The following is a 7,106-nucleotide window of genomic DNA, read 5'->3' as shown; positions in this document are numbered from 1 at the left end:
GAACCACAAAGCGTTCGACTTGCATGTATTAGGCACGCCGCCAGCGTTCATCCTGAGCCAGGATCAAACTCTCAATTTGAAGTTTGAGTATAACTCAATTTTTGTTGTTTAACAGAAGTTAAACGAAGTTACTAGCGAATTGACTTCGCAAATGTTTTTGCATCAAGCTTAGCTTGATGACCCTACACATTTGTTTCATCGAAACGATATTCAGTTTTCAAAGAACTATCTCGCAGTTGCTCATCAGCAACGTTTTATATCTTACCAACTTAAGAAGTAGATGTCAACAACTTATTTCAAATTGTTTAAACAACTCATTCACAGTTTGAACACATATTCCGTCGCAAGCAACTTATATATCATATCGAATTGATTAATGATTGTCAACAACCAAATTCAATTCATTTTGCATCGTTTTGCATGCGAATTAGATTCGTTTGAAAAACTCAACTTGAATATAATACCGAACATCTAAGATAAATGCAAGCCCCAATTTAATCCAATCGTGCAACGCCTGTCATATCAACATTACGAAGCAGATCGGCCGCATCCTTGGCATTCATAAACTGTAGGCCTAGCAATCCTAGTCGATCCATATTGAAAAGTGAAGCATCTACTGGTTCAAACGTATAGAGCGAAATCAAATCTTCCGCAGTCTCCAAACCTTGACCATGCCATGCCGCAAATTCTCCTAGATGAAGATTGTCAATATCAAAGCCAAGTTCATCCTTCATCCCCGTTAGTAATGAACCCAATGCAGTATCACCATCATGCTTGTGCATCTTAACTGTGTAGAAGCGTGGTGTTGGCACTTCATCGGTCACCAAGAAATATGATTGATCATTTCGAGTAAAGACAACTGTTCCTGCGATTAATGACATTATGCCATCCCCCTTTAATTAGTGAACGTGTGCGTTCAAACGTTGCAATGCTTCCGCAATCATATCATCGCGATTATCTGCAATCGTTTCAAAACCAATATTCAAGTGCTGATTAGTCCAGTAATGATGGTGCCAATTATCAACACGTTGATTTTCACGATCCATGCGTACCTTTTGATTAGCATCTAAGACACTGCGACGTGACAATGAAATCTTTTCATTATATTGGTCGATATCTAGAATCATGACATCGATTACTTGACCAACATGCAATTCATCCCCGACATGTCGAATAAATGCTGATCGACACTCCGAAATATGTATTAGTCCCTGTGTATGATCATCGAGTTGCACAAAAGCACCGTATGGTTGAATACCCGTTACAGTGCCTTGGACAATCTCGCCAATATGATAAGCCATAATAACCTCCTCTAATTAGTTTTTCTTATTATATGTATCTCGGGTTAACCCCGAGTGACAACCTTATGCAATCGTTGCCTTGATAATCTTGATATCTTCAAGTGGCTTGTCTGCGTAATTAACACGAACCTTAGCCATGTCATCAACAACATCCATACCTTCGATAACATGACCGAATACAGTGTGACGCTTGTCTAGCCATGGCGTACCACCTTGCTCACCGTATGCTGACACAACTTCATCAGGTACAAGACCCTTTAGTTGACGCAACATGTTCGCTGGTACACGTGAAGCTTGCACAATAAAGAATTGTGAACCGTTTGTGTTTGGACCAGCGTTAGCCATAGACAAGGCACCACGCAAGTTGAAGACTTCATCTGAGAATTCATCTTCGAAAGAATCACCCCAAAGTGACTCGCCACCCATACCAGTTCCAGTAGGGTCACCACCTTGGATCATGAAGTCGCTAATTACACGGTGGAAAATAATGCCATCGTAGTAACCCTTTTCAATCAATCCAACAAAGTTCTCAACCGTCTTAGGTGCTTGTGCTGGGAACAATTGAATCTTTACCGTACCCTTTGTTGTTTCCAAAACAGCAACTGGGCCTTCTACTGCAGCCAAATCAAATTGTGGCAATGCCATATCTTCATTCTCCTCTAAATCTTAAAATTCACTGCTTGTATTATAACATAAACATTAAGGCCACTCACACTGCCCCTGAAAACATGGTAAACTAGATTCTAGTTGTCAATAGACATTCAAACAGATTACTGGGAGTAAACAAATATTATGATGCACATTATCGATTTGTTCCTGCACCTTGATGTTCATTTGAACAATCTGGTTAACGCATGGGGCATTTGGTCATACGTCGCGCTTTTTGCTGTCATCTTCATCGAAACGGGATCAGTTATCTTCCCGTTCCTTCCTGGAGATTCACTACTATTTGCAGCTGGATCAATTTCAGCTTTGCATGGTAGCATCCTTAATCACTGGGTACTCATGATTATGTTCTGGATTGCCGCTGTATCTGGTGACTCATTGAACTTCTTCTTGGGCCGCACGGTTGGTTTGAAGTTGGTTAAGCACCCACTACTTGGTCGTTTCATTAAGGATGAGCACTTAGCTGAGGCAAACGAGTTCTTCGTTAAGCATGGTAAGATGGCTGTCGTTTTGGGACGTTTCTTGCCAATCATTCGTACCTTGGTACCATTTACGGCTGCCATTTCAGGTTTCAAGTACAAGAACTTCTTGATGCTTGAAGTTATCGCTGCAACTATTTGGGTTGTTGTCGCCGTTGAAGCCGGTTACTACTTCGGTGGTATCCCATTTGTCAGTGAGCACTTCTCATTGGTTATTATCGGTATCTTGGTGGTAACGGCATTGCCTGCTATCATCAGCGCGGTACGTCAATCAATTATCAGCAAGAAGCAAAAGCAAATGAATCAATAATAATAAAAAGGTCGCGATTTGATGTCGCGACCTTTTTTGTACCTAACTATACAAAAAGACCACCCAAACTAATGGATGGTCTTTTTTAGTGCTATTAGTCAGCCAAGTGCTCGGCTTCCAACTTAGTAGCTTCTTCGTCGATAACAACGTTACCGGCTTCGATTTCTTCAAATGCTTGGCCAATTGGCTTAACTGAATCAAAGTGAGCCAACGTTGGCAATGCACCTTGCTCCAATTCGTGGGCGCGCTTAGCTCCCAAAGCAATCAATTTGTAACGTGAGTCAACACGTTCCAACAACTTATCAACTGATGGGTATAAAATCATGATTCTAGCTCCTCAATCATTGCAATATATTCTGGCAACACACGGTTAACGCGCAAACGTTCAACCTTGATAATATCCTTAATACGATCAACTGCCAAAGGTACTTCGTCATTCACGACAGCATAATCATAGTTAGCCATCATACGAATTTCAGCAGTTGCAGCAGAGACACGACGGTCGATAACTTCCATCGCTTCAGTACCGCGACCAATCAAACGTTCCTTTAATGCACCAAGATCAGGTGGCGTCAAGAAGATGTATGCACCTTCTGGCATCTTTTCCTTCACTTGCAAAGCACCTTGAACATCAATTTCCAATAGGACGTCGCGACCGGCTGCCAAAGTCTTTTCAATAAAGCTCTTTGGTGTGCCGTAGTAGTTTCCCACATACTCGGCGTACTCTAACATACCGTCGTTGGCGATTTCTGCCTCAAACTCTTCACGAGTTACGAAGAAATAATCCTCTCCGTCTACTTCACCTGCTCGGGGGTGTCGTGTGGTCATTGAGATTGAATATTGAAAGTCGATGTCTGTTTCTTCAAACAACGCCTTTCGCACAGTCCCTTTACCAACACCCGACGGACCCGATAGTACGATCAATACGCCACGCTTCATGGTACTCTTACTCCTATCTTTTTCTCTAGCTAATCAATTTTATATTCTACTCGTTTTTTCCGACTTAGACAACAAGAACAACACGGCACTTAGCACGACATCTAAATTAGCCAAGATATAAGCACGACTAACCGCACCAGTTGGCATCGGCAACACATCACGTTTTTCCTTGCCTGCGATGATAATTGCCGCAATAAATGACGTCAAATCATACTCTGTTAGCTTATCAACCTCTAATAATCGCGCTAAACGTTCAACCGTTGCCAATCCTTGTCCCTTCGGCGTCTCCTTTTGTTCAGGATCAGCATCACGTCGAATCCATTGTTGCCATGCCAACCAAACTGGCAAATCAGTCAAAAGGGCTGCAATCGGTGCCGTTACCGGATCAGTTGCCAACCATTTGACCAACTGACTACCACCCAACCAGCTAAAATCAATATCTGCCGGCAAAGCATAATAATAACCACCCAGTTCACCAAGTACTTGACGGGTTCTAATTTCGCCAAGACGTACATAGGTGGCACTTAAGTCAGGGAAAAAGTCTAGCAGTGGGCCAAATTGCCACGGTGTCCGAATGAAGTGGACGACGGCATCATCTGGGCGGTCCCAGTTTTCAGGCACCCCATCCATAATTGACACGGCATAGATTTCCTTCGCACCGTGGTCAGCCGCAATATTAATCGGCAGGTTATTTGAATACCCCCCGTCAATGTATTGCTTCCCGTTAATCATAACTGGTGACACAACGGGGTAAAACGCACTCGATGCCAAAATCCAATCAGTCAATTCGTCAGCCGTGGTTTCATCCGTCACACTGTATGGTACAGCCTTTAGTAGCGGAAACTCCGTCGCCACCAGGGTCATTTCTGCCAACCTTGGTGTGGCCAATTCATGAACAACAACTGGGTAAATTAATTCGCGCAATGATTCTTTGTTGAAATAGTGTCGCCCAACTAAGTGAGTGGCAATCGTCTTCGTAAAGTCAGTTCTAGAAACACCGACTTCATCAACCTCATACACAACATCTGTCGTCAAAGTGTCCCAGGTGTGGTGCGAAATATCACTGTTCAAATGCATAAATGACATGGCATTAATTGATCCGACCGAAACACCCAGCACTTCTTGTGGCACAATACCACGTGCCTTTAACACATCAAAAACGCCTGCTTCAAACGCGCCATGTGCCCCACCACCACCAAGTACCAGCGCAACTGGGTATGAAAAATCATGCCGATACGTTAACTCAGCCACGCGGTTAAAGCCAGCCAGCAATGGACTATTTGTCTGATTTGGGGCCACCTTTATCGTTAGTGATTTCACGCGTTGCTTGCTGAAATAGGTGATTAACTGTTCAAACAAAGACAAGCGGTCGATTGCTTTCCAGCCTAGGGCACTAATTAGCGTCACATCCCCATCTTGCTCACGGTAAACCACTGCACCTTCAACTGCATCATCATCAGTAACGAACAACAGCCCTTGTGTGTCGGAACTTACCGCATTATATCTGTCACGAGCCTCAGCTGCGTCAGGATATATATTTAATAGTTGACCAAACGGCGCAACTTGTTGTGGTGTTAATTTACCCGTTACGATTGGCATATCATCACCCTCACTCTCAAAATAATCGTATCTTTATTCTAGACACTTTATGTCAGCATGCAAGTTTTGAGTTTAAAAAAACCAGGACCAAAAAGTCCTGGTTTTTAATTCTATTCACTTCGTTTGGCAACCGCTCGTTGAATCAAGTCACGGGCGTTTTCTTTGGCCGCCTCGGTTAACTCATCCCCAGACAACATTCTGGCAACTTCATTAACGCGTTCAACCTCAGAAAGTGTGTGAATACTTGTCTCAGTGCGATCACCAACCACTTGCTTTTCGATAAAGTAATGGTTATCAGCGACCGCCGCAACTTGTGGCAAGTGCGTAATCGTTAGCACCTGTGAGTATCGACCAATCACCGCGATTTTTTCAGCGATGGCTTGGGCGACACGACCGGACACGCCGGTATCAACTTCGTCAAAGATAATTGACGTAATGCCTTGCTCACGTGAAAAAATCGTCTTCATTGCGAGCATCATTCGCGATAACTCACCACCGGAAGCGATCTTCACCAACGGCTTAGCACCTTCACCTGGGTTTGTTTGAATGTAGAATTCAACTGCATCCAACCCGGTAGCGTTCAAATCCTTCAACTCCGTGATGTGAGCTGAGAAAACAGCCTTCTCCATGTACAAATCACTCAGTTGATCATGAATTTTTGTCGCCAATTGCTTAGCTGCCTTAAGACGTAATTCGTGTAGCTTCTCAGCTAGCGTACGGGCTTTTTGTTCAGCAACTTCAACTTGTTCAGCCAATTCAGCAGCCGATTGCTCGCCACCACCCATTTCAGCCAACTCTGCATCGACCTTAGATTGGTGTAACAAGACATCGGTAATTGTTGCGCCATACTTACGCTCTAATGAACGAATCAAGTTCAATCGATCATCGACTTCTCGTAGACGCTCCTCGTCAAATTCCAGGCCGTCACGTACCGACAAAATCTCAGACGCCGCTTCCTGCAATTCGTAGTACGCGCCACGAACCGCTTCAGTTAACGTTGCATACTTTGGTGACAATTCTTCGATGTCTTCCATGGCACTCATGGCGGTCGAAATCGTCTCTAGACCGTTATTATCCCAGTCGCCGTCCAATGCTTCATGCGCCTTAGACAGTGCCGCCAAAACATCTTGGAAGTTGGTTAGTTCCTGATACTCAGCTTCCAGCATCTCTTCTTCGCCTTCAACCAAACTAGCATCCGCCAATTCCTTACTTTGAAAGCTCAACATATCAAGACGTTGTGCCCAGGCTTGTTCGTCAGCTTGACGCTTGTGGAATGCACTTTCCAGACTACGGTAAGTCTCGTATGCCGCCCGGTACTTTTCAAGTACTGGGCCAATTGTCTTCTTACCATACTCGTCCAACAAGGCCAAATGGCGCTCGACTTGCATCAACTCCTGATGTTCATTCTGACCATGAATATCAACTAGGTGTTGACCAATCTCCTTAAGTGTCGTGGCATTAACCAAGCTACCGTTAACCCGAATCACATTGCGCCCACTTTTGTGCAACTCACGATGAATCAATAGTTGGTTGTCCTCTAGTGGAATCCCCAACTCATCAAGCAGTTGTGTAATTGGTTGGCCTGGTTCCACATCAATTAACCCTTGCAAGACCGCCTTATCAGCGCCCTCACGAATAAAATCTTGCGAACCACGCCCACCAGTTAGTAGGCCCACAGCATCAATGATAATTGACTTTCCAGCCCCAGTTTCACCAGTTAAAACAGTCATCCCAGGTTGGAAGCTAATGTTGAGCTTCGGAATAATCGCAAAATTTTGAATTGATAATTCTTGTAGCATAGCATGCTCCTCT

Annotated in this window: 8 protein-coding genes and 1 rRNA gene; 1 reads left to right on the top strand and 8 read right to left on the bottom strand. The window is 43.9% G+C overall.

Annotation, left to right across the window (positions count from 1 at the left end):
* The 4 genes from C6P11_RS11070 to C6P11_RS03315 all read right to left on the bottom strand — a co-directional run.
* Window positions 1-79, bottom strand: a 16S ribosomal RNA gene (locus C6P11_RS11070); the annotation flags it as partial.
* A gap of 415 nt (window positions 80-494) precedes the next feature.
* Window positions 495-881 carry a hypothetical protein gene (locus tag C6P11_RS03325; protein ID WP_135518573.1) on the bottom strand — a complete coding sequence of 129 codons (387 nt, stop codon included), beginning with the start codon at window positions 879-881 and terminating at the stop codon, window positions 495-497.
* Between the two features lie 18 nt (window positions 882-899).
* On the bottom strand, window positions 900-1,301 hold the full coding sequence (locus tag C6P11_RS03320) for a CvfD/Ygs/GSP13 family RNA-binding post-transcriptional regulator (RefSeq protein ID WP_135518571.1): 402 nt from the start codon (window positions 1,299-1,301) through the stop codon (window positions 900-902).
* A gap of 63 nt (window positions 1,302-1,364) precedes the next feature.
* On the bottom strand, window positions 1,365-1,946 hold the full coding sequence (locus tag C6P11_RS03315) for a peptidylprolyl isomerase (protein WP_003610262.1): 582 nt from the start codon (window positions 1,944-1,946) through the stop codon (window positions 1,365-1,367).
* Between the two features lie 147 nt (window positions 1,947-2,093).
* Between C6P11_RS03315 and C6P11_RS03310 the strand changes: the two genes are divergently transcribed.
* Entirely contained in the window at window positions 2,094-2,756 is a 663-nt protein-coding gene (locus C6P11_RS03310) for a VTT domain-containing protein (protein WP_135518569.1), read from the top strand.
* Window positions 2,757-2,850: 94 nt separating this feature from the next.
* On the opposite strand, the gene rpoZ is transcribed toward C6P11_RS03310, so the two are convergent.
* The 4 genes from rpoZ to recN form a co-directional block, all read right to left on the bottom strand.
* On the bottom strand, window positions 2,851-3,081 hold the full coding sequence (gene rpoZ / locus C6P11_RS03305) for a DNA-directed RNA polymerase subunit omega (RefSeq protein ID WP_003610265.1): 231 nt from the start codon (window positions 3,079-3,081) through the stop codon (window positions 2,851-2,853).
* Window positions 3,078-3,695: a guanylate kinase gene (gene gmk / locus C6P11_RS03300; RefSeq protein ID WP_003610267.1), complete on the bottom strand. Its 618-nt coding sequence runs from the start codon at window positions 3,693-3,695 to the stop codon at window positions 3,078-3,080. The genes rpoZ and gmk overlap by 4 nt, the downstream gene beginning before the upstream one ends.
* A gap of 39 nt (window positions 3,696-3,734) precedes the next feature.
* A complete protein-coding gene (locus tag C6P11_RS03295) occupies window positions 3,735-5,294 on the bottom strand; it encodes a patatin-like phospholipase family protein (protein WP_135518567.1) in 1,560 nt (519 codons plus the stop codon).
* A gap of 110 nt (window positions 5,295-5,404) precedes the next feature.
* Window positions 5,405-7,093: a DNA repair protein RecN gene (gene recN, locus C6P11_RS03290; RefSeq protein ID WP_135518565.1), complete on the bottom strand. Its 1,689-nt coding sequence runs from the start codon at window positions 7,091-7,093 to the stop codon at window positions 5,405-5,407.
* Window positions 7,094-7,106 lie beyond the last annotated feature (13 nt).

The organism is Weissella confusa (genome assembly GCF_004766315.1).
In the GTDB taxonomy this organism is placed as follows: Bacteria; Bacillota; Bacilli; order Lactobacillales; family Lactobacillaceae; genus Weissella; species Weissella confusa_A.
Note: the sequence above shows the minus strand (reverse complement) of the source record. Positions and strands in the feature narration are given on the sequence as shown.